The organism is Hydrogenobacter hydrogenophilus, assembly GCF_900215655.1.
Taxonomy (GTDB): Bacteria; Aquificota; Aquificia; order Aquificales; family Aquificaceae; genus Hydrogenobacter; species Hydrogenobacter hydrogenophilus.
Genome location: NZ_OBEN01000020.1, coordinates 1 through 1610, shown reverse-complemented (window position 1 = coordinate 1610; position 1610 = coordinate 1). Strand labels below are relative to the sequence as shown.

Below are 1610 nucleotides of genomic sequence, written 5' to 3'. Positions count from 1 at the left end.
CTTTTGCTGACACCCTTTTTTGCCTTTTTAGTGGTAGGTTTGGCGGGAAAGTTTTTAGGAGACAAGCTTTCTGCCATCATCACCTGCACTGCAGGCTTGGTATCTTTCCTTCTATCTTTGCTCTCTGTATCCAAAGCTCTATCAGAACCCTTCGTCATAAAGCTTTATGACTTTTTACCCTTTGTCTCTTTTGGACTTTACTTTGACCCACTCTCTTCTATCATGGCATCCGTAGTGACCTTTGTAGCTACTCTCATTTTTGTATACTCCATAGGCTACATGCACAACCTCTTTGGTCAGTGGACCTTTAAGTTCTACGCTTATCTATCTTTGTTCCTCTTTGCCATGCTACTTATAGTTCTGTCTGACAACCTCCTTGGTATCTTCTTCGGTTGGGAAGGAGTAGGTCTTGCCTCGTATTTGCTCATTGGGTACTTCCACACACAGAAGAAAGCAAGCGATGCATCCTTAGAAGCTTTTGTGATGAACAGGATAGGAGACTGGCTTTTCATCTTTGGCATCATCTCAGCCTTTTACCTATTTGGTAGCATATCCTTGCAGGACATATTCCAAAAAGTAAGTCAGGTGGATAAATACACCCTTGGCATCAGCGCCCTTTTACTCTTTGGTGGTGCGGTAGGAAAGTCAGGACAGCTACCCCTTCACACATGGCTACCCAACGCCATGGCAGGTCCTACGCCAGTATCTGCTCTGTTGCATGCTGCCACCATGGTAGCAGCAGGAGTGTATATGGTAGCAAGGCTATATCCCATCTTTGAGAACTCTCCAGAGAGTCTAAAAGTAGTAGCCATAGTGGGAGGGCTCACCGCACTCTTTTCCGCTCTTGCAGCCACATCCCACACAGACATAAAGAAGATCATAGCCTTTTCCACCATGAGCCAGCTGGGACTCATGTATTTAGCATTGGGACTTGGAGACAGAGTATCCGCCATGTTCCACCTTACCACACACGCCTTTTTCAAAGCACTACTGTTTTTATCAGCAGGTTCAGTAATAGCCGCCTTTCACCATCAAGTGTATGACATATACCAAACAGGAGGGCTAAGAAAGTACATGCCCATCACCTATGGGAGCTTTCTAATAGGAGCTCTTGCCTTAGCAGGAATCTTTCCCTTTTCAGGATTTTTCAGCAAGGACATGATCATAGCCAGTGCCTATGAGAGTGGAATTTTTTGGGGAGTTCTTGCGAGCTTGGTGAGTTTTCTAACAGCCTATTACATATTCAGGGAAGGTTTTGTAATGTTTCACGGGGAAAAAGAGTACGAGCACAAGCCCCATGAGAGTCCATACATAATGGTAGTGCCCATGGTAGTGTTAGGAGTGTTTGCCACAGTAAGCGGTTTTGGTGAAGGCATATACAGCAAGATTTTAGGAACACACAAAGAACTACACTTGAACATAGCAGTAATCTCAGTAGCCATAGCTCTTATGGGTATAGGTGTAGCGTACATAATTTACGCAAGGGGGATAATAGACCACAGGAGAGCCTACAGTCTTTTAAAACCCATAGCGGACACCTTCAGGGAACAGTTCTACACAGAAAGACTCTACCACAAAGTGCTTGCCAAAGGCTATCTGATGGTGTCTAA

Annotated in this window: 1 protein-coding gene; it reads left to right on the top strand. The window is 44.8% G+C overall.

Annotated elements, in window-relative coordinates:
- The coding region (nuoL, locus tag CP948_RS08800) for an NADH-quinone oxidoreductase subunit L (protein ID WP_096603610.1) at nucleotides 1-1610 on the top strand (1610 nt) is incomplete at both ends.